Source organism: Mesorhizobium sp. M0701, assembly GCF_040320365.1.
Classification (GTDB): Bacteria; Pseudomonadota; Alphaproteobacteria; order Rhizobiales; family Rhizobiaceae; genus Mesorhizobium.
In genome coordinates, this window is record NZ_JAMYPO010000012.1 from 128,457 (window position 1) to 155,106 (window position 26,650).

The window sequence follows — 26,650 nt, forward strand, 5'->3', positions numbered from 1 at the left end:
AGGCGGAGATCCGGCGGGGTCAGGCTGCGTTTGTAACGAACCGTCCGTCCGACTGGTCGAGACGGCGGCGGATCTGGGTTATCACCATCGAATCATCGGGTACACAATTTTCATAGGTCAGGAAGTCGCCGGTCTTGAGCGGCTTGACCACCTTGGCGCGTTCGGCAAGGCCGAGCGGCAGGGCGCCGCGGGCGCGTGCATCCCCCCAAGTCATGGCGAAGCCGCGATAGTCGTTCTCGCCGATCATGCCGAGCGACTGGCCGACGCCAAGATCGCTCTTGGCGACCGCCACCGCCTCGGCCACAGGATGGTCGAGCGGCTCCATGTCGGCCCGCTTGTAGATCACGGCGCGCGCCGCCGACAGCGGCACTTCCAGGCTGGTCAGATGATAGGGCCGGAAGATCGTGAAATAGGGGCCCTTGCCGACCTTGAGGTCGATCATGCGCTCCAGCACACGCGGATGCCGGGTCTCGATGATGCAGAACACACCGGGCGCCACGCCCTTGCCGATCGAGTAATCGACAACGCCCTTGCGGTGCAGCACGCCGCCATCCTCGCGCGGGCAAAGCACGCTGGCCAACTCCTCCAGCGTCGCGGTCGGGCCGTGCATGCCCGGCACATCGGGCACTAGGCCGGTCGCATTGGCGATCGCCACCATCTCGATCGCCGTCTTCGAGCCGTCGACGAATTCGACCAGCATGCGCGCATTCATGTTGCGCTCGGCAGCCTCCTTCTCGTAGTCGGCCGGCATGGCGTCGATCTTCAGCGGATTGTTCTTGCCCTTGCCGGCGGCGATGATGTTGAAGCCGAGGCTCTTGGCAAAGCCGATGATCTCCAGCGTGCAGGCCGGCTCGTCGCCGGCCGCACCGGTATAGACCACGCCGGCCTTACGCGCTTCGTCCTTGAGGAAACGGCCGATGGTGATGTCGGCCTCGACATTGAGCATGACGATGTGCTTGCCGCTCTTCATCACGTCCAGCGCGAACAGCGTGCCGATATTGGGATTGCCCGTCGCGTCGATGATGACGTCGATCCGGCCGGCCGCCGCCAGCGCATGCAAATCTTCGGTCACCGCGATCTTGCCGGCCTCGATGGCGCGGTCGATCGCGGCCGCATTGCCGGCATGGACGATGTCGGAACGGTCATGGCCAGCGAGCAGCGCCGCGTCGATCGCTGCTTGCGGCCTGACTTCGGAAATGGCGCCGATCCGCATGCCCGGCATCAGCGCGACCTGGACGACGATGTCGGTGCCCATCTGTCCGGCGCCGGCAAGCCCGATGGTGATCGGCCCCTGCTGTTCAGCGCGCTGCAGAAGTTCCGCTGCAAATTGCGGATGGGACATGTCGCTTCCTCCAGTTCCTGACGCGCCGCAGCGTCCAAATCAACGTTTGAACATTTCTATTTGCAAATGAAAAATATTTCAACCGGCAATTGGGCATTGTCGCTCTGCAATCGGCCGAAGACGATTGGATGAGCGGTCAATCCACACGGCCGTGCCTCCGCAGTCAGAAGGACGCGGCATATTCAGGTTGATTGGGTGCAGCCTTGTTGCAGCTCAGCTGCCGATTTCGAAGAAGGGCGCACCAAGCAGGCCGGGAACGACATCGATGCCGAGGCCCGGCCCATCCGGAATGCCCATACGGCTTCCCGAAACCGGCGGCATGTTGGATGCGGTGCGCACCGTCACCCATTCGTGAAAGGCGATGGCGTGCAGCCGGCGCTCCTCCGGCGTCGACAGCGACAGATGCGCCATGGCGGATGTGTCGATCTCGGCGCCGCCAGTGTCCTCGACCGTGATCATGAAGCCGAGGTCGACGGCAAGGTCGCGGATCTGGCGCGTCTTGGTGACGCCGCCGAGGCGCGAGATCTTCAGCGTCAGCCCGTCGGCGGCGCCCTTGCGGTGGATGTCGAGCATATCGTCCAGCGAGGCGACGGATTCGTCAAGCACCATCGGCTTGTCGAGCGAGCGGCGCACCGACAGGCATTCGTCGATCGTCGTGCAGGGCTGCTCGAACGTGTAGTCGATGGTGCGCGTCGCATCCACGAACTGGCGCGCCTGGTAAGGGGTCCAGCCGGCATTGGCGTCGCAGAAGATGACGGTGCCCTTCGGCACCGCGGCGGCAACGGCTGTGACGCGTTCGATGTCGTCATGGACGTTGCCGCCGACCTTGACCTGCAGCCGGTGAAATCCTTCCCCGACGATGCGCTTGGCGAGCGCGGCCATCGCGTCGACCGTGCCGTGGGTGACGACCTTGTAGAGTTCGGCCGTCTCGCTCTCGCGGCCGCCAAGCAACGTGACCAGCGGCACGTCGGCGGCGCGCGCCGCGAGATCCGAGCATGCCATGTCGAGCGCCGACTTGACGTAGGGATGGCCCTTGAACACCGTGTCCATCAGCCTGTTGATACTGGCAAGCCGGCGTGGGTCATGGCCAATGAGATGCGGCGCGATCTCGACGACGCCGGCGCGAGTACCCGCAGCGAAGGCAGGCGAATAGAAATTGCCAAGCGGCGCCATCTCGCCCCAGCCGGTGAGCCCGCTATCGGCGATGACGGCGACGATCATCGCGTCGAACGCATCGGCGACACGCCCCTTGGACATGCGGTAGGGCCCGTCCACGAAGGGCTGCACGACATGATATGCCTTGATGGTTTTGATCTGCACGTTTTCTGTCCGTTGTCTGTGTTCCGGGATGTCCGTCAAATTTGTCGGGCTCAGCCGCCTTTAAGTCGGCCGGCACGATCGGCGCCGGCGCCCTTTGAGCCGCGCTGTTCCAGCCCGCGCGCATAGGCGAGCAGTTCCTCGAAATCCAAATCGATATGCTCCTTGGCATGGCGCTGGGCGGCGGGCATGTCGGTGCCCTTGAGCAGCCGCACATAGGTCTCGTGAGCATCTTCGGCAGGCACCGGCTCGTTGCGCGCCCGCTGGTGCAGGGCGAAATACATCTGCAGCCGGCTGGTCAGCCGCTGCCAGATTTCCAGGAGCACCGAATTGTCGGCCCATTCATGGATCAGGCCATGCAGTTGCAGCGCCGTTTCGATCTGCCGCGTCGTGTCCAGTTCGCGCGTCGCCTGCTTCACCGCCGCATGGCGCCGGTCGAGTTCGTCGGAGAAGCGCTGGTCGCGAAGCGGCCAGGTCCGCGCGATGGCGAATTCGTCGAGCACCTTGTTGAGCGAATAGGCATCATCGATGTCCTTGGCGGTGACGTTGATGACGAAGGTTCCGGCGTAGGGGATGCTGGTCAGGATGCCTTCCTGCACCAATTCGCGCATCGCCTCGCGCAGCGGCGCGCGGCTCACCCGCATCTGCTCGGAAATCCTGAGTTCGTTGAGCTTCTGTCCCGGTTCCAGCCGGCCGGTCAGGATCGCCCGCCTCAGCAGCGCGACGATCTCGGCGCGTCTTGTCGTGTCGGCGATCGGACTGAAATCCAGCTTTGCCATTCGGCTGCTCCAGGGAACCGAAAGCAAGACAAGCAGATTGTCGACAATCTAACAAGAGCTGGATTCTCGATCCTGGAGACATTGGCGCCCCTCCGGCCGCAGCCAGCCTGGCCATGCAAGCCGACCAGGTCCCGGCCGCTGAGCGTCAGCTGGCTTCTCGCAGCGCGAAACGGCCTGGTGCGTAGCCTTCGCAATGTCCATTGACGACTGGGAAGGTTTGTGTCACTAGCAGTGACATGAATTCACAAACGATGACTCAGAAATACGAGAGCCCGCTGCGGGCAGAGCAGGCGCAGGCCACGCGCGAGCGCATCCTCGCGTCCATTCGAACGATTCTGGAGCAAAATCCGTACAGCCTCCTTGGCTTCGATGAGGTTGCCGAGGTTTCGGGCGTAAACCGACGGACCATCTTCCGCCATTTCCCGACGAAGGAAGCGCTTTTGGAAGCCTTTTGGGCCAGCACCAATGCCTCGCTGGGAGTGCGGTTCTGGCCTGAGCGGGAGCAGGATCTGATCGATCTTCCTCCCGACCTTTTCGCCTCGTTGGACGCAATCGAAGGCGTAGTCAGAGCCTCGCATGCGAGCGCTACCGGGCGCGAGATGCGCCTGCAAGCCAATGGTGAGCGGCAACGTGCCTTTCAGAGCAGCCTTTCGCAAGTCGCAAACGGAATGGACCCGAAGGCGGCGCGCCAGCTTGAGGCCGTGATCCAGCTCCTGTTCAGCGCCACTGCCTGGCAGACGATGAAAGACTACTGGGGTCTTACCGGCCGTGAGGCCGGAGAGGCAGCCGCCTGGGCAATTCGCGCCTTGCTCAATGCGGCAAAATCGCAGCAAGGCGCTGTTCGAAAGGAAAAAGCAAGTGACTTGGGATAAGACCAAAGCGACGGTCCATCCGGCCGATTCGGTTCAAGGCTTCTGGGTGATGGGCGATCAGGTCGCTGTCCGGGCAAAGCTCGCTGGGACGGCACTCAACGTGATCGACGTCACGGTACCTCCTGGAAGCGGCACGCCGCCCCACACGCATCCTTCCGCGGAAATTTTCCGCATTCTCGAGGGCACCCTCACGATATGGACAATGATCGATGGGGTCGCGCAAGAATATGAGGTGGAACCCGGTGATGTCGTCACCATTCCGGGCAACGCGCCCCATGGCTATCGCAATGCTGGTCCCGTGCCGGTTATTTTCATGGCGATCGTCGACGACGAGATGATCGCATTCTTCGAAGAGGCTGCATCCAAGGACGCGCCCTCCGGCCCGCCGACCGCTGGCATGATTAACCGCGTGATCGAGCTTACCGGACGCCACGGGATCCGGATCCTGCAGGCGGCCTGACCGGCGAAACCGTTGCGCCAGGATTTGACCTGGACGACGGTGCCTTATGCCGCCTAAATCCAGCAGTCCATCCCTCCAGGTCGAAGCGGGCGTTCGCGCGATAGCCGCGACAAGCCGTCGGCTGGATGGATGTCTTGTTTGCTGATCCACAAACTGCCTTCACAGTTGGAGAGCGCCTCTATGCTGCCATCGTCGCCAGAGCCGCCGTTCGCACAACGGCTTGAATCGGCCGTGTCGAAAACATCAGCAAAAACGGCGCCCTTGGCGTGGGAGCCGAGGGCGCCGCGGGACCGGAACCTGATGGGGGTTATCAGGTGGCCGGTTTCTCGGGCAGCGGCGAGACCGGCATTCCCGGGCCGATCTTCTGCAGATTGCCGGTAATCACCCGGTCGCCTTCGGCCACACCGCTCAAGATGGCGACCTGATCGCCATTGGTCGGTCCGAGCGAAACGATACGCTGGTCGACCGTGTTGTCCTTGCCGACGACATAGAGATATTTGCCGAGCTGGCCTGAGCCGAGTGCCGTCTGCGGTACCATCAGCGCATCGGGCTGCTCTTTGACGTGCAGCCGGACGCGGACATATTGGCCGGGCAGCAGCGTGAACTTGCCGTTACCGACCGTCGCCCGTGCTGTGATCGTGCCGGTCGAGCGATCGATCGTGTTGTCTATGAAGGTAAGATCGCCCTTCTGGCGCGGTTCCGTTTCACCGGGAAGCAGGACGTCGACACTGATCGGTCCCGCGGCCCGGGCTTCCTCGATCTGTGTCAGGTCCGTTTCGCTCGGATTGAAGGTGACGTAGATCGGATCGAGCTGCACCAGCGAATTGAGCACCGTGCCGGCGACGCTGACCAGCGTTCCAACGGAAGCCTGGCTGCGTCCGATGCGTCCCGCGAACGGGGCACGGATTTCGGTATAGCTCAAATTGAGCTCGGCGGTCCGCAAGGCGGCCTGGTTCACGGCAAGCGAGGCCTGAGCCTCACGCAAGGTGCTGGTGCGCTGGTCGAACACGTCCTTGGCGAGATAGCCGCTCTTGGCGAGCTCGCTGCCGCGCCCGAGATTGGAGCGCGCATAATCGAGCGTCGCCGTGTCGTGCTGGATAAGCGCCTTCGCCTGCTCGAGGGCAGCCTGGAAATCCTCCGGCGCGATCTTGTAGAGAAGGTCGCCCTTCGCAACGTCGCTGCCGTCGATGGCGACCTGCTCCTGCAGATAGCCCGGCACGCGCGCCTGCAGCGTGATGCTGCGGATCGGCTCCACCCGGGCGGCGTAGTCGAGATAGATCGGGATCGTCTTCTTGACGACGCTCACCACCGGCACCGGCATGACAAAGGCTTCCGGCTTGGGGGTTGCCGCCCCGGCTGTGCCGGCGTTGAGGCTGAGGCTGCCCATGTCGAGCAGGTGAACGCTCGCCACCGAAATGGCCCCAAGGGCGACGGCCGTTCCCAGCGCGATTTTCCATTTACGCATGATCAATTCTCCAGTCCTATTCAGCCGCTTCGGCCAATGGCTCGAAGGCGGGTTCGGCAGTTGGTTGTTCGGTCGCTTCGGAAACCGGTTCGCTCTCGCTGCGGCGCTCGCGCAGCTGCTCGATCACCGCATAGAAGACCGGCACGAACACCAGCGACAGGATCGTCGCCGCGACCATGCCGCCAAAGACGGTGGTGCCGATCGACTGCCGGCTCGCCGCACCTGCACCTGTAGCGAACATCAGCGGCAGCACGCCGAGGATGAAGGCGAAGGCGGTCATCAGGATCGGTCGCAGCCGAAGCCGCGCCGCTTCCATCGCGGCGTCGACGATGCTGAGGCCTTCTTCGCGCCGGCGCCGGGCAAACTCGACGATCAGAATCGCGTTCTTGGCCGCCAGTCCGATCAGCATGACGAAGCCTATCTGCGAATAGACGTCGATCTGCATGCCGCGCAGCCACAGCACGACGAATGCACCGAACAGTGCGAGCGGCACCGCCAGCAGCACCATGAACGGCATCGCCCAGCTCTCATATTGCGCGGCGAGGATCAGGAAGACGAAGACGATCGCGAGACCAAAGACGACGGATGCGATCGATCCCGCCTTGAGTTCCTGATAGGTGATGCCGGTCCATTCGTAGCCGAAATCTCTCGGCAACGCCGTGGCAGCGGCACGTTCCATCGCCGCCACCGCCTGGCCGGACGAAAAGCCGGGGGCGGCGCCGCCATTGATCAGAGCCGACGCATTGTTGTTGTAATGTGGCACGGTCTCGGGGCCGACGACGGGCACAAGCTTGCCCAGCGTGCTCAGCGGCACCATGCCACCCGACGCATTGCGGACATAGAGCCGCGAAATGTCGGCCGGACCGGCGCGAGAGTCCTTGTCGGCCTGTATCGTCACCCGGAAGGTGCGGCCGAACAGGTTGAAATCGTTCACATAGAGCGAGCCGAGATAGATCTGCAGCGTATTGAACACGTCCGGCAGGTTGAGCCCGAGCAGCTTCGCCTTGGCGCGATCGAGATCGTAGTTGAACTGCGGCGTCGAGGTCGAGAACGACGAGAACAATTGCTGCGGGTTGAGCTCCGGCTGCTTGCGCGCCTCGGCAATCACCGCTTGCGTCGCATCGTTGAGCGCCACGCTGCCGCGGCCGGTCAGGTCCTCGACCTGGAACTCGAAGCCACCAGTGGTGCCGATGCCCGGGATCGACGGCGGATCGAAGCTCAGCGCAAAAGCCTCCGGAATTTGCAGCAGCTTGTTGCGCACGTCGGCGACGAGCTTAGAGGCGCTCTGGTCGGGGCCGCGTTCGTCCCATGGCTTCAGGATCGCGAATTCGACCGCCGAGTTCGACTGCGCGGCGCTGGTCAGGAAGTTCAAGCCGCTGATCGAGCCGACGATGTCGACGCCGGGCGTGTTCTGCAGGATGTCGCGTGCCTTTTGCGCCACCGCGTCGGTGCGTTCCAGCGAGGCCCCGTCGGGGAGCTGGATGACGACGAAGAAATAGCCCTGGTCCTCGACCGGAAGGAAGGTCGACGGCAGGCGCTGCCAGACGAAATAGGTCGCGACAAGTCCGGCCGCGAACACGCCAAGCATGATCCAGCGCAGGCGGATGAGAATGCGCACACCATTCGCATAGGCATGCGCCAGCCGTTCGAAGCCCATGTTGAACCAGCGGAACAGCACGAACTGCGTTTCCGGCCGGTGGCGCAGGAAGGCGGCGCTGAGCGACGGGGTAAGCGTCAGCGAGACGAAGGCCGAGATGCCGAAGGAGATCGCCACAGTCAGGGCGAACTGGTTGTAGAGCCGGCCGGACACGCCGGGAATGAAGGCAACCGGCACGAACACAGCCATCAGCACGGCGGTCGTGGCGATGATCGGGCCGGTAACCTCCGCCATCGCGGTACGCGTGGCAGCCAGCGGTTTGAGGCCGGCCTCAAGTTGGCGTTCGACATTCTCGACGACGACGATGGCGTCGTCGACGACGAGGCCGATCGCCAGCACCATGCCGAGCAGGCTGAGCATGTTCAGCGAGAAGCCAAGCATATGCATGACGGCCAGCGTCGCCACCAGCGACACCGGAATTGCGATCGTCGGGATGATCGTGGTGCGCCAGCTTTGCAGGAAGATGAACACCACGGCGACGACCAGGACCAGCGCCTCGCCGAGCGTGATCAGCACGTCGTGCATCGAGGCAGAAACGAAACGTGTCGTATCGTAATGCATGGCGTAGCTGACGCCCTTCGGGAAACGGGCCGACAGCTCCTGCATCTTGTCCTTGACGCGCTGCTGCAGATCGAGCGCGTTGGAGCCCGGCATCTGGTAGACCGCGAGCACCACCGTCGGGTCCTTGCCGAAGAAGGCCGACGACGAATATTGCAGCGCGCCGAGCTCGATGCGCGCAACATCGCGCAGCCTGACCAGCGAGCCGTTGGCGGTATTGGCCCGCACGACGATGTCGCCGAACTCCTTGGGATCGCTCAGCCTGCCGACGGCGTTGACCTGCATCTCGAAGGCGGTGCCGGCCGGAGCCGGCGACTGCCCGATCTTGCCGGCCGCCACCTGGACGTTCTGCTCGGCGACGGCGTTCTGCACGTCGACGGCAGTAATGCCGAGATTGGCGAGCTTGTCGGGGTCGAGCCAGATGCGCATCGAATAGCGCCGCTCGCCGAAGATCTGCACGTCGCCGACGCCGGGCAGGCGCTTCAGCGGATCGACCACCTGCAGATAGGCGAGGTTGCTCAGCGCGACCGGGTTGACGGAACCGTCCGGCGAGGTGAGGTCGACGATCAGGACGAAGTTCGGGTTCTGCTTCTTGATCGTCACGCCGCCCTGATTGACGATGGCCGGCAACGAGGAAGCCGCCTGCGAAACGCGGTTCTGGACGTCGACGGCCGCCGTGCTCAGATCGTAGCCGACGTCGAAGGTGATGGTGATCGTCGAGGAGCCGTCATTGGAGCTCGACGACGACATATAGGTCATCCCCTGGACGCCGTTGATCTGCTGTTCGAGCGGCGTCGTCACCGTGTCGGCGACGACCTGCGCGCTGGCGCCCGGGTAGTGGGCGCTGACCACGACCTGGGGCGGCGTGATGTCGGGAAACTGCGAGACGGGCAGGAGGAAATAACAGATCCCTCCGGCGAGCACCATGATGATGGCGATCGCCGACGCAAAGATCGGACGATGAATGAAGAAGTTTACCATGATATGCACGCCTCGCCCGATGCTCTGGCCCGGCCAAAGGCCCTGGCCACCCTGGAAAGCCGCCGGCTGCGTGTTGAGCCGGAATCTTCGAGAAAGCCGAAACCTTCAAGGCGGCGCGGCGCATTGCGGCGCTCGGCCTGTTCGTCCGCCAGCGCACGCAGCATCGCCTCGAAGGACCGCGGGTCGACGCGGTCGGCCTTCATCAGCATGCGGATCATCGGATCCTTCACGACTTCATCGATCGTCAGATCATTGCGCTGCGACATCGAAGCGGCTCCTGGTTTTTGGTGATCCGCGGTAAGCCGCGGATCGGGTGTTTTCTTGCTCGCCGGCCGAGGCCGTAAGGTGCGGTTCGTCCCCTTGCCGATCGGGGCGGGGCTGATGGCCGGCACTTGCGAGTTTGACATGATGCAATGCGGGTGTTACAGGTAAGTAACATCTCTAACGTTACAGACCGGTAACACCCTAGTCAAGAGGTGCACCGAGGGAATTTCGGGAAACGCAATCACGGAGGTTTTGATGACAGACGGTGTTGTGGAGCGTGTTCGCCCCCGGGACAGGATCCTGGAGACGGCACGGGACATGTTTCACAAGCATGGCATTCGCGGCGTCGGCATCGACGCCATTACCGAGGCCGCCGGCACCAACAAGATGACGCTCTACCGGCATTTCGAGTCCAAGGACGATCTGATCATTGAATGTCTGCGGGCGACCGCCTGCAGCGCCAACGCGATGTGGGAAAAGTTCGAGGCCGAGAATCCGGGCGACAAGCTGGCGCAGCTGCATGCCTGGGTCCGGATGGCGGCCGATTGCCTGATGTCGGACCGTCGCGGTTGCGACATGGCCAACGCCGCCATCGAGCTGAGCGAGGCCGATCATCCGGCAAGGCAAGTGATCAAGGAACTCAAGGAAGCCCAGCGCGAGCGGCTGGTCTCGCTGTGTCGCGATGCCGGCATCGGACAGGCCGAGCTTCTCGCCGATACGCTGTCGCTGTTGCTCGAGGGCGCCCGCGTCAGCCTGCAAAGCGTTGGCGCCGAGGGCCCGAGCGCGCAGTTCGTCCGCATGGCGGAAGGCCTGATCACGTCTTTCAGGGCCAGATAGTCTCGCAAGCGGCGAAACGATACGTGGCGTTTCGATTGCGGGCCGCGCCGCCGGGTGATGTCTCGTCCCATCGCGATGTGCCATCTCGCGTCTCCTGTGCCGATCCTCCGCACCATGGCCGGCGCGGCGTTGTTTGCTGGTCGTGAGGCAGGATAGGGCCGCCGGCGAACCGGTGAGAGTGACAAGTGTGACAGGATTCTGCCCGACAAAGCCGCGGCGGTCGCAGCGAAGCTCATCGATCCGCGGATCACCAAACGTGTCCGGTGCTGTCCCGACCGCAAGCATTGGCCGCTATCCCGGAGCCGGAACAAAAAAAGCCCGCTGCCGGGAGGAGGTGGCAGCGGGCTCGATTTCGAATACGGCACGGGAGGAGGTGTACCGCACTCAGCGTCGGCATCGCATCTGGGAGGAGTAGATGGCCGACACCTGCGAAACTATCGATTGCCCAATGATTCGGCAACCACAAAAGTTGCATAGGTGATGTGCAGATTTGCGGTATCAACCGAATTTTAACGATCCACCGGCCCGAGCCATCGCTGTCGCACGACATCACTGCACCGGGACATTTTCCTTGAAGATCAGACGCGGCTCGATGAATTTCCGCGTCAGATAGGGCGCCGACGAGGCGATCGAGCCGAGCAGGCGAATGACCGACTGTTCGGCGATCAGCCGCGCATTCTGGTCGATGACGACGTCGAGCAGATCGTCGACCAGATAGCCGCGCGTCTCGCGCGTCAGATCATGGCAGATGAACACCGGCTTCGTCTGCGGCCTGACTTCGAGCAATGCTTTTGCGACGCCCGAGCGCCCGGCGCCGATACAATAGATGCCGAGCAGCTCCGGCTCGTTGTGCAGCGCCTTCATGGTCGCGGTATAACTGACCTCCGGCTCATCGTTGATCTCCACGGCGCTGGTGACGGTTAGGTTGGGGAACTCCTCGCCGAGCACGGAGCGAAAGCCCATCTCGCGTTCCTCGTGGCCGCGGTAGGAGCGTGAACCGACGACCATCGCCAGATGGCCCTGGCGGCCGCCGAGGAACCGTCCCATCAGCAGCGCCGCGGTGCGGCCGGCCACCCGGTTGTCGATACCGACATAGGCCGAGCGGGGCGCGCCCGGAACATCGGACACCAGTGTGACCAGGCGGATGCCGGCCTCGACGATCTCGCGCAAGATGTTGCGCGTTCTCGGGTGATCGATGGCGATGACGCCGACGCCGTTCGCCTTGAGCGAGAGGTTTTCGACGGCCGCCTGCAAGGCGCTCGGCGAGATGCCGGCGAGCTTGTGGATGCGGCAGGAGGCGACCAGCGGCAGGCGCGCCGCATAATCCTCGATGTGCCTGGCCAGATCGGCCATGAAGGCATTGCTGCCGATCGGCAGGAAGAATTCGAGATGCGCCGGCCGCGAGGGCAACGCGACCTGGTCGACGACCGGCAGATAGCCGAGCTGCTTGGCCGCCTCCATCACGCGCTGCCGGTTGGCGGCACTGGCTCCCGCCCGGTTGTTGAGCACACGGTCGACCGTCGCGGTCGACAGGCCGCAGCTCCTGGCAATATCCGAAACGGTGGCTTTCATGTCGCAACCATGTGGCGATGCGATCCAGTGCCTCGATGATCAGGCCGACCCCCGGCTGCTCAGCTGGGCCGTTGCGTGCCCTCGACCAGCGCGTCATGGATCTCCTTGTCCGACATGCCGGTGATGATGCGTTCGACTTCGGCGACGCTGGTCTTCTTCGGGTCGATATCGTCGGCGACCACCTTACCGCGGCGCATGACGACGATGCGGTCGACCACCTGGAAGACATGATGGATGTTGTGGGCGATGAAGATGCAGGAATGGCCGGAATCGCGGGCACTGCGCACGAAGCTCAGCACGCCTTGCGTTTCGGCGACGCCGAGATTGTTGGTCGGCTCGTCGAGGATGATGAGATCGCTGTCGAAATGCATGGCGCGCGCAATCGCCACCGCCTGCCGCTCGCCGCCGGAGAGCGAGCCGATCGGCGTCGTCGGCGGGATGTTCTTCGAGATGCCGACCTGCTTGAGCAGGTCGCGGGCAACCACGTTCATCGCCTCCTGGTCCATGCGGTTGAGGAAACGCGGCGGCTTGATCGGCTCGCGTCCGAGGAACAGGTTGCGGGCGATCGACAGCTGCGTCACCAGCGCCGAGTCCTGGTAGATCGTCTCGATGCCATGCGCGATGGCGTCGCTGGTACTGCGCAAATTCACCTTCTTGCCGCGGATGAAGATGTCGCCGCTGGTCAGCGGGACCGCGCCCGACAGCACTTTGATCAGCGTCGACTTGCCGGCGCCGTTGTCGCCGAGCAGGCCGACGATCTCCCTTTCGTTGACATGGAAATTGGCATCAACCAGCGCCTGCACGCGGCCATAGGACTTGCGGATATTTTCCATGCGGACAAGCGGTTCGGCCATGGTTCAAGTCCCTGCCTGATGCCGGCGTTCCAGCCATGAATGGAGCGCCATCATGCCGAGGATGATGGCGCCGATGAAAATATTATAGGCAAGGCCGGGCACGCCGATCAGCACTATGCCGTTGCGCATCACGCGCAGGATCAGGATACCGAGCACCGTGCCGATGATTGTGCCGCGCCCGCCGGTCAGCGCCGTGCCGCCGATCACAACCATGGCGATGACTTCGAGCTCGTAGCCGGTGCCGCTGTTGGGGTTGGCCGCCGAGGTGCGCAGCGAGCTGATGACGCCGGCAAGCGAGGCCAGGATCGACGACAGGATGAACAGGCCGATCTTGACGCCGCTGACGTTGACGCCGCGCGCCCTTGCAGCACTCGGGTTGCCGCCGGCCGCCTGGATCCAGTTGCCGGTCCGGCTCTGCGTCAGCACGTAGCCGAGCGCGATTGCGGCGGCGATGAACCAGAACAGCGACATATAGATCCGGAACGGCCCGATGAAGAAATCGCCGACCAGCGCTTCCGCCAGCCAGCTGCCCTCGGCGCTCCAGGTCCGCTGCGGAAACCCGTTGGTGACGAACAAAGCGGTGCCGCGCACCACCAGCAGCATGCCCAGCGTCACCAGGAAGGACGGGATCTTGAGCTGCGTCACGAACCAGCCATTGACCAGCCCGATAAACGCAGCGACCACCAGCGCGATGACGAAGGCGGCTTCGAGCGAGACGACGCCGCTGTTGAATAACGTCCACATCAGGACCGGCGAGAAGCCGAACACCGAGCCGACCGAGAGGTCGAATTCGCCTGATGTCATCAACAGCGTCATCGCCAGCGCGATCAGCCCGAGCTCAACCGTGAAGGCCAGCGTGTTCGAGATGTTCTGCGGCGACAGGAAGTCGTGGTTGATGCCCCAGAACACAGCGATCTCGACGACGAGCAGCACGAACGGCCCGAACTCGGGCCGCGCGATCGAGCGTTGGATAAGAGAACGATTTTCCACCTTGGACCCGCGATAGGATTGGATTTGGCCGAGAGCGCAACCGGCTTCGGCGGAATGATGAGACAGTCACGGCCGCCGAAGCGGCCGTGACCAACTCGATCGCGGATTTATTTGCCGGACAGGATCTTGTCGTAGACTGCCGCGGTGTCCTTCTCGTAGAGCGCGCCGGTGATCACGTCGAAGCCGGGCGGAATACCGCTCGCCGCCATGTTGGCGAGCGAGAGCGCGACGTAGCTGGTCGCCTGCGGATCCTGCCACTGGCCGGCATTGACGTAGCCGTTCAGCACTTCCTGGGTGGTGTCGAGCGAGTTGCCCCAGCCGACGACTGGGATTTCGCCCGGCTTGACGCCGACCTGGTCGAACACCCGCTTGATCGAACCGGTTACAAGGTCGCCGAGGCCGATAACCGCCTTGACCTTGGCTCTGTTGGCGGTGAGGTAATCGACCATGCGGTTGATCACTTCGGCCTGGTCGAGCGTCGCTTCGGTGATTTCGTAGGTGATGCCGAGCGGCTCGAACACGCTCTTGATGCCTTCCTCTTCCTGGACGCCATAGGTGGCGCCGGGAATTTCGACCGGCATCCAGACGAAGTCGCCCTTCTTCACCAGGCCCTTGTCGACCAAATACTGAGCCCAATGCTTGCCGAAGGTGACGTTGTCGCCGCCGACATAGGCGTTGAAGTCCGCCTTTGGGTCGGGCGTGTTGAAGTTGATGATCGGGATGTTCGCCGCCCGCGCTTCCTTGACGATCTCGACAAGGCTGCCCGGATCGGGGCTGGTCGTGGTGATGCCGTCGGCCTTGGCGGCGATTGCGGCGCGAACAGCCTCCTGCTGCGACGCCACGTCGCCATTGTGGAACGACGTGTTGACGGTGTTGCCGGTGTCCGCCGCCCATTGCTTGGCGCCGGCAAGGAAGTATGTCCAGACCGGATCGGCCGGGCCGCCATGCGAAATCCAGTAGAACGTCTTGGCCTGTGCCGCGGCCGGAATGGCCAGCGCCACCATCAAGCCAAGTACAAGCAGTCTTAGCCTCGTCAGCATTTGATTTCCTCCCATTTGAACCGAACTCCTCCTCCGACGACGATCACCGCGAAAAGCCGTGCGCGGCCAAAACGGTGGTCGCATTTTGCCAGCGTCGACCTGGGCGCATTAGAGCATTCCCTTTTTCGATCGATGGCAAGCCTCGATTGCCAATGGACGTTGGCGCAAGGCACCGCGCCATCAGCAATCCCATCAGATTGCATCAGTTTGGCTGATATTTTCCAGGCGGCCGACGATCGGCCTTGCGACCGTCATGCAATGCTGCGCGGCGGCGCGCCGAGCACGGATTGCTCTAGGTCGATAAGCGTCCCGGTCATCAGCCCGGAGGCGTCGCTGAGCAGGAACAGCGTTAGCTGGGCGACTTCGTCCATGGTCAGCAATCGACCAAGCGGCAGGCCGGCGGCGGCGATCTTTGCCCAGTTTTCGCCCTTGCCCAGCGTGCTCGCCTGCATCTCTTGTTCGGCCGGCGTCGCTACCCAACCCATGTTGATGCCGTTGACGCGGATGCGATCGGAAAGATGCGCGTTGGCAATGTTTCTGGTCAGCGTCGAAAGCGCGCCCTTGGTTGCGGAATAGATGGCAAGGTCCGGCGCACCGCAATGCGCATTCACCGACAGTATGTTGACGATGGCGCCCGCCGCCCGCCGTGTCTTCATGTCGGCTACGGCCCCCTGCATGAGGAAGAACGGCGCGCGCGCATTGACGGAAAACAACCTGTCCCAGTCGTCGATTGTGCCAGTTTCCAGAGAGGCCCGGTCGGTGAGGGCCGCGGCGTTCACCAGACAATCGATGCGGCCGAGTCTTTTGATCGCTTCCGCCATGACAGCTGCAGGCGCGGCCGGATCTCCAAGGTCGGCCTGGATGAAGACGACGGGCCGGCTTGGTCGTGAAAGCTCTTCGGCGATGCGTCTGCCACGCTCGGCATTGCGGCCGACAATGGCGATCCCTTCGCCGCCGTCGGCTGAGGCCAGCCGGACGATGGTCTCGCCAAGCCCTTGCGTTCCGCCGGTAACGACAAGGGTCTTGCCCTCAAGAGCGACGATCAATGGACTCTCCCGAATGCCGACGAGCAGGTAATTTCCAACCAGAGAATTCTAGAATTTATCGGATGTTAGGCTGGGGGACTAGATGAGGTCGGCCCTGGCGAGGTCGCGCATCAGGTGGCTGGCGCCGTAGGTCCAGTGTGGGCAGTCGGGCGACAGCCGCACGCGGTTGACCAAGGCGCCGAATTTCTCCGACGATATGGTGACGATGTCGCCGACCTTGTGGGTAAAGCCCTTGCCTGTTTCGCCCCGATCCTTCGACGGCACGAACATCGTGCCGAGATAGAGCGCCAGCCCGTCCGGGTATTGGTGATGTGGCCCCATGGCGGCGGCGACCAACTCTTCCGGCGAGCGGCTGATCTCGGCCATCGAACTTGCGCCCTCCAGCGAGAACCCATCCTCGCCTTCGACTTTCAACCGTACGATCGCCTGCTTCACGTCGCCGATGGAAAACGTCTCATCGAACAGCCGGATAAAGGGGCCAAGTGCTGCCGAAGCGTTGTTGTCCTTGGCTTTGCCGAGCAGCAGCGCCGAGCGCCCCTCGACGTCGCGCAGATTGACGTCGTTGCCGATCGTCGCCCCGACAATCCTGCCGCTGCTGGCGGCAATCATGGCGATCTCCGGCTCCGGATTGTTCCATGTCGAAACCGGATGCAAGCCGACATCGGCGCCGAAGCCGACCGAGGCCATCGGCTGGCACTTGGTGAAGATCTCGGCATCGGGGCCGATGCCGACTTCCAGATATTGCGACCAGGCGCCGCGCGCAATCAGCTTGGCCTTGATCTCCATCGCTTCCGGCGAGCCGGGCTTGAGCTTCGACAGATCGTGGCCGATCAGCCCGGCGATGTCGGCGCGAATGGCGTCGGCCTTTTCCGCCGAACCGCGCGCCTGCTCCTCGATCACCCGTTCGAGCAGGCTGACGACAAAGGTGACGCCAGATGCCTTGATCGCCTGCAGGTCGACGGGGGACAGCAGATACGGTTTCCCCGGATCGCGCGCTGTCTCGAAACTGTTAGCGGCAATGGCATCGAGCGGGCCGATCGGCCGCCCCTTGGCCGAGCGGACGTGCCCCGCCGGATCCGGCAATTCGCAAACGTCGCGCACGGTCGGCGCCACATTTGACGTGATGTCGAAGACCGTGCCGTCACGCACCGTGACCACCAGCGGATGGGAAGCATCGCTCGCCCGGGCGCGGCCCACGAAGAGGCCTTCGGCGGGCAAATGTGTGGCGTTCGTCATGGCTTACATTTCCTGTTGTCTAGTCCTTCGGCCGCGGCACTTTCAACAAATTCCCGCCAAAGGTCTATCCCGCTTGCAGGGCGAGCTTTGTCAATTCTTTCAAGCGGTCTTCGCATCGCTGGACCTTGATCGAGCCTGACGTGCGCCAACGGCGACGGAAAACGCTCTTTCAAAATAATGAAACCGTCGCTAGGGTTTTCACCTACTGAAATCTCCAGGTGACGCTTGCCCGTACGGTTTTCCGATCCAATCTGGCAGAAGCCGCGGACAGCCACCGCGTTCCAGTCGCTTTTTCCCGCCGGCCAATGCGTCGATGTCGTTATCGTCGGCGGCGGTATCATGGGGCTGTCGACAGCCTTGCACGCTGCCCGGTTCGGCCTTGCTGTCCAGGTGCTGGAGGCCGGCGAAATTGGCAATGGCGCATCCGGCCTGAACGGCGGTCAGGTCATTCCCGGCCTGAAATACGATCCGGATTGGCTGCTGGAGCATTTTGGTCTCGAACGCGGCGAAGCGCTCGTCAACTTTGCCGCCTCGACCGCTGACACCGTCTTCGAATTGATCCGCGACGAAAGACTGGCGGTGCCGTTCGTCCGCAATGGCTGGATCCAGGCCGCGCATACCGAGACCGCGCTGAAAGCGGCGGCGAACCGGGATCGGCAGTGGCGTGCCCGCGGCGCCGATGTCCGGCTGCTGAGCGGGACTGAGATCGCGACGATGACCGGCGCGCAAGGCTATCTCGGCGGCTGGCTCGATCGGCGCGCCGGTGTCATCGATCCGCTCGCCTACACGTCGGAACTGGCGCGCGTCGCTGCAGCGGCGGGCGTAAAGATCGCCGAGCGCCAGAACGTGATGCAGATCAGCAAGAATGCTGGCATTTGGCACGTTTCTACGGAAAGCGGCGCCGAACTCAAGGCCAAGGCGATTGTCCTGGCGACCAACGCCTATACCGGCGGCCTGCTTCCCGGCCTCACCGAGACGATCGTCCCGCTGCATTCCTTCCAGATCGCGACAGCACCGCTAACGTCCAATCTCGCGGCGGCTATCCTGCCGGAAGGGCAGGCAGTGTCGGATTCGCGCCGCATCCTCGTCTATTACCGCAAGAGTGCCGACGGCCGGCTGGTGCTCGGCGGGCGCGGCCGCATGGCTTTGCCGAACGGCCCGGCCGACTGGGCGCATCTGGAGCGCGCGCTGCTGCGGCTCTACCCGGCGCTGTCCGATGTGGCCATTGAAAAGCGCTGGTTCGGCCGGGTGGCAATGACGCCGGACCATCTCCCGCATATCCACGAGCCAGAGAAGGGTCTGCTGGCGGTCGTCGGTTGCCAGGGCCGCGGCATCGGCCTGATGACCGCGCTTGGCGAGCGCATAGCCTCCTACCTGTCGAGCGGCGACACCAGGCAATTGCCGTTCCCGGTCTCGCCGATCCGGCCGATTCCGTTTCATGCGTTTCGGCAGGTCGGCGTCGCCGCGACGATCGCCTGGTACCGGATGCTGGACGCGTTCGAACGCTGACGTTCATTCCCAAGCATGAAACAGCTTGACAATTTCACAAATATGAAAAATGCTTAATCGATTTCAAATTTCGATGGACAGCCGATGTCGACCATCGTCGTAACGCAGTCGCTGCCGGAAACCCGGTCTTCGCCGGCCTTCCGCTTCGCCATGCTACTGCCCGGCGGGCTGGTCACCTTCTTGCTGATCCTTTTCGCCCTTGGCCTGGTGTTCTTTCTCGCCTTTCGCGGCAATGACGGCTCGCTGCTGGGGGCTGGTTTCACCCTTGCGAATTTCGTCACTGTGGCCACCGATCCGCTGTACTGGACGGTGACGCTGCGCTCGCTGGGCATCGCCGGCCTGGTGACGCTGGCAACCGTCGTCACCGCCTATCCCGTTGCCTACTATCTGGCTTTCCATGCCGGGCGGCGGCGCGGGCTGCTGCTGTTCCTGCTGACCCTGCCGTTCTGGACCAGCTATCTGCTGCGCGTCTTCGCCTGGAAGATCGTGCTTGCCTATAATGGCGTGCTGAACTCGGCGCTGATCGAAAGCGGCATCTGGTCGGAGCCGACATTGGCCTTCCTTAATACGCCGGCAGCGGTCGTCGTCACGCTCGCCCACGCTTATGCGCCGTTCGCCATCCTGCCCATCTATGTGGCGCTGGAGACCATCCCGAAATCGCTGCTCGAGGCCGCTTCCGATCTCGGCGCAAAACCATTCACCAGTTTCCGCCGCATCGTGCTGCCCAATTCGATGCCGGGCGTGCTGGCGGCCGCTCTCGTCGTCTTCGTGCCGACCGTCGGCGATTATGTGACGCCGGCGCTGGTCGGCGGCCCTGCCAGTACAATGATCGGCACACTGATCCAGGCCGAGTTCGGCAAGGCCAATGACTGGCCGTTCGGCGCCGCACTCGCCGTCGCCGTCATGCTGGTCATTCTCGCCGTGGTGCTGGTGGTGCGCTTCGCCGACCGCCGATACGGCAGCCGCACATGAACACGGCGCGCCTGGACGCAAAGCAAGGCGGCGGCTGGCTCGGAGCCTACGTCCTTGCCTATCTGGTGTTCCTGTATCTGCCGATATTGCTGATCCCGCTGTTTTCATTCAACAATTCGATCCAGGCGGCATTTCCGCTGCAAGGCTTCACGCTGGAGTGGTATGGCACGCTGGTCGGCAATTCGGCGCTGTCCGGTGCGCTTGCCACCAGCCTCGTCATCGGCGCCATTGCCGCCACCGGCGCAACACTCTGCGGCATCACCGTGTCCTATATGGACCTCTACGGCCGCTCGCCGCTGGCCGCCACGATCAGTGCCATTGCGCGGCTGCCGATCCTGATCCCCGGCGTCATCGTCGGCATCTCGCTGTTGATCCTGGTCAATCTCGCCGGTTTCGGGCCGTCGCGCATTGCCATTGTGCTCGGCCATGTATTGGTGGCGCTGCCGACGACGGTGGTGGTCATGCGCAGCCGCTTCGCCGCCATCCCGAAGACCATCCGCGAGGCAGCGCTCGACCTCGGCGCCTCGGACTGGACGACCTTCAGACGGGTGATGCTGCCGCTCAGCCTGCCCGCCATTATTTCGGCGTTCATGCTGGCCTTCCTGACCTCGTTCGACGAGTTCATCGTCGCCTTCTTCCTCGCGGGCACCGAGCCGACGCTGCCGCTTTATATCTGGAGCCAGCTGCGCTTCCCGAAATCGCTGCCGACCGTCATGGCGCTCGGCACGGCGATCCTGGCCGTGTCGTTCGTCATCGCCGCACTCGCCGAAATCCTGCGCCATCGCGGGCTTGCCGCCACCCGGCGGCCAGCGCCCGCCAGCCTGTCAAAACCAGAAGAAACCGAAAGAGGAGAACTGCAATGGCATTCGACTTGAAATCGATAACGACAAAGGCAGCGAAAACCGGATTGGCCGCCTTCGCGCTGGCGCTTGCATCGACTGTCGCCTTTGCCGGCGACAAGCTGCAATATTTCACCTGGTCGGGTTACGAGCTGCCCGACTTCAACAAGAGCTTCCTCGCCGCGCACCCTGATGGCGTCGAAGCCTCGATGTTTGGCGACGACGATGACGCCTTCACCAAGGTCAAGGCCGGCTTCCGCCCCGATATCGCGCACCCTTGCTATGACAAGGTGGCGCGCTGGAACAAGGAAGGCCTGCTGCAGCCGATCGACACCAAGCGCATCAAGAACTGGGATTCGATCTTCCCGGTCTTCAAGAACCTGCCCGACCTGCAGGCCGGCGACGGCAAGGTCTGGATGGTGCCGTGGGACTGGGGCAATACCTCGATCCTCTACCGCACCGATCTGGTGAAGAACCCGGAAGCCAGCTGGAACCTGCTCTGGGACAAGCAATATGCCGGGCGCATGGCGACCATCGATGCCGTCCACGACACACCGGTGGTGGCGGCCCTTCTGGCCGGCGTCAATCCATTCGACATGACACCGGAACAGATGGACAAGGTGGCGGAAAAACTGCGCGAGCAGCGCCCGCTGCTCTCGAACTACACCACCGACATGACCTCGGTCGAACAGGCACTGGCGAGCGGCCAGCTGGTCGCGGCCATGACCTGGAACGCCTCGGCCACCTCGCTGAAGAAGCAGGGCGTGCCTGTAGAGTTCATGAAGCCGAAGGAAGGCATGCTGACCTGGGCTTGCGGCTTCGTCATGCTCAAGGACGCCAAGAACGTCGATCTTGCTTATGATTTCATCAACAGCCGGCTGGAAACGGATTCCGGAAAGTATCTGATCCAGGCCTACGGCTATGGCAGCTCGACCAGCTCGGCTTTCGCCGCCGTGCCAAAGGAGGAGTTGGAGAAACTGCAGCTGCCTTCCGATCCCGAGGTGATGCTGAAGACCACGATCTTCACCGGGCCGATGAAACAGAATGACGAACTCGCCAAGATGTTCGAGAAGGTCAAGGCAGGCGGCTGAGTTCGCTCTTCCTTCTCCCCTTGTGGGAGAAGGTGGATTGGCGCGCAGCGCCAAGACGGTTGAGGGGTGTTGGAAGGAATGAGGCGTTGGTGTTTTCTGGAACACCCCTCATCCGACCGAGCTTCGCTCGGCCACCTTCTCCCACAAGGGGGAGAAGGGAAGACCACGCGGCGCCGGCCAAAAATACTGTAACAAGGACGAACGAATGGACATGCTGGACGAAGCGGCTGAGAAGCCGAAGGACGACGCCGACGTCAGGGTCGGCCGGCGCGTGCGGGCGCTCAGGCTAGAACGCAATCTCTCGCTGGCCGAACTTGCCGCCAAAGCCGGTGTCTCGATAGGTGCGCTAAGCCAGATCGAGCGCGGCATGTCGTCATTGCGGGTCCGCGTGATCTGGCCGCTTGCCGCCGCCCTCGACATCGAGCCATCGGCGCTGATCGCCGACGGCAATGATGTCGGCAACGATCTTTATTGTGTGCGCGCCAACAGCCGGCGGCAGATCCCGGTCAAGTCGGAAGGCATCGCCAAGGCGCTGCTGTCGCCGCCGGCCGCCACGCTGACCGGCATGCTGGTGACCGTGGAAGCCGGTGGTGGCACCGCCGAAGCCTACGCTCATGCCGGCCATGAATTCGGCTTCGTCCTGTCCGGTGAGGTCGAGCTGGTGGTCGATTCGACCAGATATGGGCTGAAGGCCGGCGACAGCTTCGCCTTCAAGAGCACGTTGCTGCATGCCTTCCGCAATCCGGGCAGCGAGCGCTGCCAGATCCTGTGGGTCAACACCACCAAACCGTCCGAGGTTCGCGATGGCGCCTGATCCGCTCGTCCGGCTGGACAAGGTCTCCAAGATTTTCCCCGGCGGCATCATCGGGCTCGACGCCGTCGATCTCGATATTTCGCGCGGCGAGTTCCTGACCCTGCTCGGACCGTCCGGCTGCGGCAAGACCACCAGCCTGCGGGTCATCGCCGGATTCGAGAGCCCGTCGAACGGCAAGGTCCTGCTCGAAGGCCGCGACATCACGGCGCTCAGGCCCTTCGACCGTCCTGTCAATACCGTGTTCCAGGACTACGCGCTGTTCCCACACATGAACGTTGCCGAAAATGTCGGCTTCGGCCTGTCGCTGCGCAAGCTCTCCGGTGCCGAACAGGCAAAGCGCGTCGGCGCAGCGCTCGCCATGGTCGACCTTGCCGAGAAGCTCGGCGCCCGCGTGTCCGAATTGTCGGGTGGCCAGCGCCAGCGCGTCGCGCTTGCCCGCGCCATCGTCTGCGAGCCGCGTGTGCTGCTGCTCGACGAGCCGCTGTCGGCGCTCGACGCGCATCTGCGCGAGCAGATGCAGGTCGAACTGAAGCGGCTGCAGTCGCGGCTTGGCACCACTTTCGTCATGGTCACGCACGACCAGACCGAGGCGCTGTCGATCTCAGACCGCATTGTCGTCATGAACAAGGGCCGCATAGAGCAGATTGCGCCGCCGGCGACCCTTTACGACCGCCCCGCCACCAAATTCGTCGCCAGCTTCATCGGCACCATGAACCTTCTGCAGTCGCGCTTTGTCGGCCGTGACGGCGAGCGCTTGCGGTTCATCGCCGGCGCTCTGCCGCTGGAAGCGATTTCGGATAAAGGCGAGCTGCCTGGCGAGGGCACGGTGCGCACCATTGGCGTGCGTCCGGAGGACCTTTTGGCCACGACCGAGGCGGCGGCCGGTACTGCACCGGTGCGGGTGAACAGCATCGTCTTTCACGGCCGCACCTTGCGCCTTCATGCAGAGTTGGGGCAGGGGACACAGGTGGTGATCGACGCGCCGCGCCGGACAGAGGGTTTTCAATTCAGCGTCGGCGACGTGGCGCATATCAGCCTGCGCCGTGGTGCCAACTGCCCTATGCTGCCTAGCTAGTCTCACTCATTTCCAGAAAACCGGAGCACGGCCCATGAGCAATCATCTCAATTTTTTCATCGGCGGCAAATGGGTCGGCCCCGTGGTTCCGGCAACGCTGGATGTGATCGATCCGTCCACTGAAGAGGCCTACACCAAAATCTCGGTCGGCTCGAAAGCCGATGTCGACAAGGCCGTGGCTGCAGCCAAGGCGGCATTCCCGGCCTTTTCGCAAACGACCAAGGCCGAGCGCCTGAAGCTGCTGAAGCGTATCCTCGAAGTCTACAATGAGCGCTACGAGGACATCGCCCAGGCGGTCAGCCAGGAAATGGGTGCGCCGATCAGGTGGGCGCGCGAGGCGCAGGCCTGGGCGGGCAGGGCGCACATGGAAGCCACTATCAAGGCGCTGGAGGATTACGAATTCAGCGAGAAGCGCGGCACCACCATGGTGGTCAAGGAGCCGATCGGCGTCTGCGCGCTGATTACACCGTGGAACTGGCCGCTCAACCAGATAGTCTGCAAGGTGGCGCCGGCCATCGCCGCCGGCTGCACCGTCGTTTTAAAGCCTTCCGAAATCGCGCCGATCAGCGGCATCATCTTTTCCGAGGTGATGGACGCCGCCGGCACGCCGAAGGGCGTCTACAATATGGTGAATGGCACCGGTCCGGATGTCGGCCAGGTCATGGCTGGCCATCCCGATGTCGACATGGTCTCGTTCACCGGATCGACCCGGGCCGGCATCATCGTCGCCAAGACGGCGGCCGAGACGGTAAAGCGCGTCGCGCAGGAGCTGGGCGGCAAATCGGCCAACATCGTGCTGCCCGACGCTGACTTCGAGACGGCGGTGCGCAAGGGTGTCAACGCCTGCTTCGGCAATAGCGGCCAGTCTTGCGATGCACCGACCCGCATGCTGGTACCGGCCGCCCGTCACGACGAGGCGCTGACGATCGCCAGGAAGGCCGCCGAACGGCACAAGGTCGGCGACCCGCGCTCGGAGGAGACCAAGCTCGGGCCGGTGGTCAGCAACGTCCAGTTCGACAAGATCCAGCGGTTGATCGAGGCCGGTATCGCCGAGGGTGCGACGCTGGTCACCGGCGGCCCCGGCCGGCCTGAACACCTCAACCGTGGCTATTATGTGCGACCGACCGTTTTCGGCCACGTCAGGCCTGGCATGACCATCGAGAAGGAGGAGATTTTCGGGCCGGTCCTGTCGGTCATCTCCTACGATGACGATGATGATGCGGTGAAGATCGCCAACGACACCGTCTATGGCCTGGCTGCCTATGTCCAGTCCGGGGATATCGACCACGCCCGCAAGATTGCCAGCCGCCTGCGTGCCGGGCAGGTGTCGATCAACTATCCGGAATGGGATACGTTTGCGCCCTTCGGCGGCTACAAGCAGTCCGGCAACGGCCGCGAATATGCCGACTGGGCCATCCACGATTTCCTCGAGATCAAGGGCATCATCGGCTACGGCGCCTGAGCGTTCAACATTGGCATTACGCCAACCGTCAAGTTTGTTGCGAGCGTTGGTGCCTCGGCATCGGCGTTCGGTTGAACGGCCACGACGGCTCCGTGGCCGCAATGTGAGTGCGAAGCAGGGTCGCCTCAGATCGTCTTGAGATAGCCGGCCAACTGATCCGCCACCGTGCCCCAGCCGTCGTGGAAGCCCATCTCCTCGTGGCTGTTGCGCGTGGCTTCGTCGCGGTGGATGGCGGTGGCGGTGTAGCGCGTCGTCTCGCCATGCGATTGCAGCGATATGACGGCTGTGATGAATGGGTCGCCTGACGGCCGGTAGCCTGGCAGCAGCGCATCGGTCCACACCAGCCGCTCGTCCTGGACGATATCGAGGTAGCAGCAACGCCTATCGTTGACCTCCTTGCCGTCGGGCGACTGCATGCGGGTGCGGAACAGGCCGCCGGGCCGCAGGTCGATCTCGCAATCGGTGATGATCCACGGCTTCGGCGTGAACCATTGGCTGACATGCTCGGGTCTCGTCAGGGCCATCCACAGCAGTTCTCGCGGCGCCTCGATCGTCCGTTCGAGCACGAGGTCGAGCTTCGGATCGGGTTGGAACAACGGCACCATATTCATCTGTCTGTCTCCTTGAGTTTCAGCACGTAATCGTCGAACTGGTCGAGACGGCGCTCCCACAGCGCACGCTGCTCGGCCAACCAGTTTTCCGCGAGCTTCAACGGCTCCGGCGCGAGCCGGTAGGTCCTGACGCGGCCGGCCTTTTCCGAATGCACCAGCCCGCTGCCTTCCAGAACCCTGAGGTGCTCGATGAAGGATGGCAGGGCCATCTCGAACGGCTGGGCAAGCTCGCTGACCGAGGCGGGGCTTCGGTTCAGTCGCTCGACCACGCGTCGCCGGGTCGGATCGGCGAGCGCCCGGAAAATGCCGTCAATGGGCGGGGGGCTTTCGGTCTGCAGGCCCGTCATGGTCGTTTCCTTGCCTCAAATTAGCTCGGGAAATAGTTAGGAAGATTCCTTACTATTGGCAAGCGCGAAAATCGCAGACGGCCGGCGAGGCCGCTGGAAAACCGAGAGGCGCGGTTTTAGGGTGCCGTCAGATTCGACTGGTCCGAGGACGCGTTTTGACGATCACCATGTACGGCATCACCAATTGCGATACGGTCAAGAAGGCGCGTTCCTGGCTGGCGAGCCACGATGTTGCCTATCGCTTTCACGACTACAGGGCAGACGGGCTTGAAGCGGATCGGCTGGACGGCTGGTCAGGCAAGGTCGGCTGGGAAATCCTGCTCAACAAGGCGAGCACAATGTTCCGTGAACTGTCGGACGAGGACAGACTGGGCTTGGACGAGAACAAGGCCAAGGCGCTGATGCTGGCCAAACCGACGATGATCAAGCGTCCGGTGCTGGAACTTGGCGATCGCATACTGGTTGGCTTCAAGCCGGACATTTATCAGCAGGCGATGGGTGGTTGAACCCGGTGCAGCGGGACGGCGAGGTTTCGCGACTTCGTTCCAGCCTGGGTTCCTCGCCCCCACGAAAGTGCTAGGGGATGCACACATCTTTTCGTTGCGTCGATGACTCATCTGTGAGTTGCGGCGTCGGGTTGGTGTGTGATTCTGTAGGCGA

Annotated in this window: 25 protein-coding genes; 11 read left to right on the plus strand and 14 right to left on the minus strand. The window is 63.1% G+C overall.

Annotated elements, in window-relative coordinates; all coding sequences use genetic code 11:
- Window positions 1-19 precede the first annotated feature (19 nt).
- The 3 genes from NKI24_RS14740 to NKI24_RS14750 form a co-directional block, all read right to left on the minus strand.
- Window positions 20-1,342, minus strand: coding sequence for an NAD(P)H-dependent oxidoreductase (locus NKI24_RS14740; RefSeq protein WP_352452547.1), 1,323 nt, complete (start codon window positions 1,340-1,342; stop codon window positions 20-22).
- A gap of 213 nt (window positions 1,343-1,555) precedes the next feature.
- Window positions 1,556-2,662: a mandelate racemase/muconate lactonizing enzyme family protein gene (locus NKI24_RS14745; protein WP_352746224.1), complete on the minus strand. Its 1,107-nt coding sequence runs from the start codon at window positions 2,660-2,662 to the stop codon at window positions 1,556-1,558.
- A 50-nt stretch (window positions 2,663-2,712) separates the two neighbouring features.
- Entirely contained in the window at window positions 2,713-3,438 is a 726-nt protein-coding gene (locus NKI24_RS14750) for a GntR family transcriptional regulator (RefSeq protein ID WP_352746227.1), read from the minus strand.
- Window positions 3,439-3,689: 251 nt separating this feature from the next.
- Between NKI24_RS14750 and NKI24_RS14755 the strand changes: the two genes are divergently transcribed.
- Both NKI24_RS14755 and NKI24_RS14760 read left to right on the plus strand, forming a co-directional pair.
- Window positions 3,690-4,310, plus strand: coding sequence for a TetR/AcrR family transcriptional regulator (locus tag NKI24_RS14755; RefSeq protein ID WP_352452550.1), 621 nt, complete (start codon window positions 3,690-3,692; stop codon window positions 4,308-4,310).
- On the plus strand, window positions 4,297-4,770 hold the full coding sequence (locus NKI24_RS14760) for a cupin domain-containing protein (RefSeq protein ID WP_352452551.1): 474 nt from the start codon (window positions 4,297-4,299) through the stop codon (window positions 4,768-4,770). The genes NKI24_RS14755 and NKI24_RS14760 overlap by 14 nt, the downstream gene beginning before the upstream one ends.
- Before the next feature lie 310 nt (window positions 4,771-5,080).
- Here the strand turns inward: NKI24_RS14760 and NKI24_RS14765 are convergent, their stop codons facing one another.
- The 3 genes from NKI24_RS14765 to NKI24_RS14775 are packed head-to-tail and all read right to left on the minus strand — an operon-like array spanning window position 5,081 to window position 9,697.
- Window positions 5,081-6,235, minus strand: a complete 1,155-nt coding sequence (locus tag NKI24_RS14765; protein ID WP_352746232.1) for an efflux RND transporter periplasmic adaptor subunit — start codon at window positions 6,233-6,235, stop codon at window positions 5,081-5,083.
- A gap of 16 nt (window positions 6,236-6,251) precedes the next feature.
- A complete protein-coding gene (locus NKI24_RS14770) occupies window positions 6,252-9,431 on the minus strand; it encodes an efflux RND transporter permease subunit (protein WP_352452553.1) in 3,180 nt (1,059 codons plus the stop codon).
- The gene (locus tag NKI24_RS14775; protein WP_352746235.1) at window positions 9,425-9,697 is read right to left on the minus strand and encodes a hypothetical protein; all 273 of its coding nucleotides are present in this window, start codon (window positions 9,695-9,697) and stop codon (window positions 9,425-9,427) included. Before NKI24_RS14775 ends, NKI24_RS14770 begins: the two co-directional genes overlap by 7 nt.
- A gap of 253 nt (window positions 9,698-9,950) precedes the next feature.
- On the opposite strand from NKI24_RS14775, the gene NKI24_RS14780 reads away from it, so the two are divergent.
- Window positions 9,951-10,532 carry a TetR/AcrR family transcriptional regulator gene (locus tag NKI24_RS14780; protein ID WP_031211029.1) on the plus strand — a complete coding sequence of 194 codons (582 nt, stop codon included), beginning with the start codon at window positions 9,951-9,953 and terminating at the stop codon, window positions 10,530-10,532.
- Window positions 10,533-11,081: 549 nt separating this feature from the next.
- On the opposite strand, the gene NKI24_RS14785 is transcribed toward NKI24_RS14780, so the two are convergent.
- The 6 genes from NKI24_RS14785 to NKI24_RS14810 all read right to left on the minus strand — a co-directional run bounded on the left by NKI24_RS14785 (window position 11,082) and on the right by NKI24_RS14810 (window position 17,270).
- Window positions 11,082-12,104, minus strand: coding sequence for a LacI family DNA-binding transcriptional regulator (locus tag NKI24_RS14785; RefSeq protein WP_023674039.1), 1,023 nt, complete (start codon window positions 12,102-12,104; stop codon window positions 11,082-11,084).
- Window positions 12,105-12,163: 59 nt separating this feature from the next.
- Window positions 12,164-12,958, minus strand: a complete 795-nt coding sequence (locus NKI24_RS14790; protein WP_352746238.1) for an ATP-binding cassette domain-containing protein — start codon at window positions 12,956-12,958, stop codon at window positions 12,164-12,166.
- Window positions 12,959-12,961: 3 nt separating this feature from the next.
- Window positions 12,962-13,948: an ABC transporter permease gene (locus tag NKI24_RS14795; protein WP_292659922.1), complete on the minus strand. Its 987-nt coding sequence runs from the start codon at window positions 13,946-13,948 to the stop codon at window positions 12,962-12,964.
- 107 nt (window positions 13,949-14,055) lie between these two features.
- Window positions 14,056-14,988 (minus strand): substrate-binding domain-containing protein, encoded by a 933-nt coding sequence (locus tag NKI24_RS14800; protein ID WP_352452556.1) that lies wholly within the window; start codon window positions 14,986-14,988, stop codon window positions 14,056-14,058.
- Window positions 14,989-15,239: 251 nt separating this feature from the next.
- Window positions 15,240-16,034 carry an SDR family oxidoreductase gene (locus tag NKI24_RS14805; RefSeq protein WP_352452557.1) on the minus strand — a complete coding sequence of 265 codons (795 nt, stop codon included), beginning with the start codon at window positions 16,032-16,034 and terminating at the stop codon, window positions 15,240-15,242.
- Between the two features lie 78 nt (window positions 16,035-16,112).
- Window positions 16,113-17,270 carry a fumarylacetoacetate hydrolase family protein gene (locus NKI24_RS14810; protein WP_352452558.1) on the minus strand — a complete coding sequence of 386 codons (1,158 nt, stop codon included), beginning with the start codon at window positions 17,268-17,270 and terminating at the stop codon, window positions 16,113-16,115.
- Window positions 17,271-17,495: 225 nt separating this feature from the next.
- Between NKI24_RS14810 and NKI24_RS14815 the strand changes: the two genes are divergently transcribed.
- From NKI24_RS14815 to NKI24_RS14845, 7 genes are all read left to right on the plus strand, one after another.
- Entirely contained in the window at window positions 17,496-18,779 is a 1,284-nt protein-coding gene (locus NKI24_RS14815) for an NAD(P)/FAD-dependent oxidoreductase (RefSeq protein ID WP_352746242.1), read from the plus strand.
- A gap of 84 nt (window positions 18,780-18,863) precedes the next feature.
- A complete protein-coding gene (locus NKI24_RS14820) occupies window positions 18,864-19,751 on the plus strand; it encodes an ABC transporter permease (protein ID WP_352452559.1) in 888 nt (295 codons plus the stop codon).
- Window positions 19,748-20,626, plus strand: a complete 879-nt coding sequence (locus NKI24_RS14825) for an ABC transporter permease (protein WP_023674048.1) — start codon at window positions 19,748-19,750, stop codon at window positions 20,624-20,626. Before NKI24_RS14820 ends, NKI24_RS14825 begins: the two co-directional genes overlap by 4 nt.
- Window positions 20,611-21,681, plus strand: coding sequence for an ABC transporter substrate-binding protein (locus NKI24_RS14830; protein WP_352452560.1), 1,071 nt, complete (start codon window positions 20,611-20,613; stop codon window positions 21,679-21,681). The genes NKI24_RS14825 and NKI24_RS14830 overlap by 16 nt, the downstream gene beginning before the upstream one ends.
- A gap of 205 nt (window positions 21,682-21,886) precedes the next feature.
- Window positions 21,887-22,495, plus strand: coding sequence for a cupin domain-containing protein (locus NKI24_RS14835; protein WP_023674050.1), 609 nt, complete (start codon window positions 21,887-21,889; stop codon window positions 22,493-22,495).
- Window positions 22,485-23,570: an ABC transporter ATP-binding protein gene (locus tag NKI24_RS14840; RefSeq protein ID WP_352452562.1), complete on the plus strand. Its 1,086-nt coding sequence runs from the start codon at window positions 22,485-22,487 to the stop codon at window positions 23,568-23,570. Before NKI24_RS14835 ends, NKI24_RS14840 begins: the two co-directional genes overlap by 11 nt.
- A 34-nt stretch (window positions 23,571-23,604) precedes the next feature.
- Window positions 23,605-25,032, plus strand: a complete 1,428-nt coding sequence (locus NKI24_RS14845) for an aldehyde dehydrogenase family protein (protein WP_352743431.1) — start codon at window positions 23,605-23,607, stop codon at window positions 25,030-25,032.
- A 125-nt stretch (window positions 25,033-25,157) separates the two neighbouring features.
- Here NKI24_RS14845 and NKI24_RS14850 read toward each other — a convergent pair whose 3' ends face one another.
- Both NKI24_RS14850 and NKI24_RS14855 read right to left on the minus strand, forming a co-directional pair.
- Entirely contained in the window at window positions 25,158-25,643 is a 486-nt protein-coding gene (locus NKI24_RS14850) for an SRPBCC family protein (protein WP_502895022.1), read from the minus strand.
- Window positions 25,640-25,990 carry an ArsR/SmtB family transcription factor gene (locus NKI24_RS14855; protein ID WP_352452564.1) on the minus strand — a complete coding sequence of 117 codons (351 nt, stop codon included), beginning with the start codon at window positions 25,988-25,990 and terminating at the stop codon, window positions 25,640-25,642. The genes NKI24_RS14850 and NKI24_RS14855 overlap by 4 nt, the downstream gene beginning before the upstream one ends.
- A gap of 155 nt (window positions 25,991-26,145) precedes the next feature.
- On the opposite strand from NKI24_RS14855, the gene NKI24_RS14860 reads away from it, so the two are divergent.
- Entirely contained in the window at window positions 26,146-26,496 is a 351-nt protein-coding gene (locus tag NKI24_RS14860; protein WP_352746247.1) for an ArsC family reductase, read from the plus strand.
- Window positions 26,497-26,650 lie beyond the last annotated feature (154 nt).

Coding starts and splice junctions, on each gene's coding strand:
- NKI24_RS14780 (WP_031211029.1), top strand. CDS start 9,951: ATGACAGACGGTGTTGTGGAGCGTGTTCGCCCCCGGGACAGGATCCTG.
- NKI24_RS14775 (WP_352746235.1), bottom strand. CDS start 9,697: ATGTCGCAGCGCAATGATCTGACGATCGATGAAGTCGTGAAGGATCCG.
- NKI24_RS14835 (WP_023674050.1), top strand. CDS start 21,887: ATGGACATGCTGGACGAAGCGGCTGAGAAGCCGAAGGACGACGCCGAC.
- NKI24_RS14790 (WP_352746238.1), bottom strand. CDS start 12,958: ATGGCCGAACCGCTTGTCCGCATGGAAAATATCCGCAAGTCCTATGGC.
- NKI24_RS14810 (WP_352452558.1), bottom strand. CDS start 17,270: ATGACGAACGCCACACATTTGCCCGCCGAAGGCCTCTTCGTGGGCCGC.
- NKI24_RS14830 (WP_352452560.1), top strand. CDS start 20,611: ATGGCATTCGACTTGAAATCGATAACGACAAAGGCAGCGAAAACCGGA.
- NKI24_RS14850 (WP_502895022.1), bottom strand. CDS start 25,643: ATGAATATGGTGCCGTTGTTCCAACCCGATCCGAAGCTCGACCTCGTG.
- NKI24_RS14750 (WP_352746227.1), bottom strand. CDS start 3,438: ATGGCAAAGCTGGATTTCAGTCCGATCGCCGACACGACAAGACGCGCC.
- NKI24_RS14840 (WP_352452562.1), top strand. CDS start 22,485: ATGGCGCCTGATCCGCTCGTCCGGCTGGACAAGGTCTCCAAGATTTTC.
- NKI24_RS14825 (WP_023674048.1), top strand. CDS start 19,748: ATGAACACGGCGCGCCTGGACGCAAAGCAAGGCGGCGGCTGGCTCGGA.
- NKI24_RS14765 (WP_352746232.1), bottom strand. CDS start 6,235: ATGCGTAAATGGAAAATCGCGCTGGGAACGGCCGTCGCCCTTGGGGCC.
- NKI24_RS14855 (WP_352452564.1), bottom strand. CDS start 25,990: ATGACGGGCCTGCAGACCGAAAGCCCCCCGCCCATTGACGGCATTTTC.
- NKI24_RS14755 (WP_352452550.1), top strand. CDS start 3,690: ATGACTCAGAAATACGAGAGCCCGCTGCGGGCAGAGCAGGCGCAGGCC.
- NKI24_RS14740 (WP_352452547.1), bottom strand. CDS start 1,342: ATGTCCCATCCGCAATTTGCAGCGGAACTTCTGCAGCGCGCTGAACAG.
- NKI24_RS14845 (WP_352743431.1), top strand. CDS start 23,605: ATGAGCAATCATCTCAATTTTTTCATCGGCGGCAAATGGGTCGGCCCC.
- NKI24_RS14785 (WP_023674039.1), bottom strand. CDS start 12,104: ATGAAAGCCACCGTTTCGGATATTGCCAGGAGCTGCGGCCTGTCGACC.
- NKI24_RS14800 (WP_352452556.1), bottom strand. CDS start 14,988: ATGCTGACGAGGCTAAGACTGCTTGTACTTGGCTTGATGGTGGCGCTG.
- NKI24_RS14770 (WP_352452553.1), bottom strand. CDS start 9,431: ATGGTAAACTTCTTCATTCATCGTCCGATCTTTGCGTCGGCGATCGCC.
- NKI24_RS14820 (WP_352452559.1), top strand. CDS start 18,864: ATGTCGACCATCGTCGTAACGCAGTCGCTGCCGGAAACCCGGTCTTCG.